Genomic DNA, 354 nt, shown 5'->3' with positions numbered 1-354 from the left:
GTCACATCCTTTAGGCAAGTACTCTCTAATCAAGCCATTGGTATTTTCGTTTGTTCCTCGTTGCCATGAGGCATAAGCATCAGCAAAGTAGAACCCACTATAGAGTCTTTGCTTAATGGCTTTATGATCCGCAAATTCCTTGCCATTATCGGACGTAATCGTCTTAACGTGTAGTTTCACTGGAGTTAGCATTACCACCATCGCATCCGCGACCAGATGAGCACTCTTTTTAGTCACTCGCTTCATCTTAACCAAACCTGTCTTTCGCTCTACCACTGTCACGATAGCTTGTTTATGGTTTTGACCAATGATGGTGTCCGCTTCCCAATCACCGATGCGGGATCGCTCTTTTAC

General features: G+C 44.6%; 1 protein-coding gene. It reads right to left on the bottom strand.

Annotation, left to right across the window (positions count from 1 at the left end):
• Positions 1-354 (bottom strand): IS30 family transposase (locus AAEZ03_RS26305; protein ID WP_350582695.1); only part of this gene is annotated, 354 nt, incomplete at both ends.

This window comes from Pseudomonas sp. HY2-MNA-CIBAN-0224, assembly GCF_040310285.1.
Classification (GTDB): Bacteria; Pseudomonadota; Gammaproteobacteria; order Pseudomonadales; family Pseudomonadaceae; genus Aquipseudomonas; species Aquipseudomonas helleri.
This window is presented reverse-complemented; position numbering and strand designations above follow the sequence as displayed.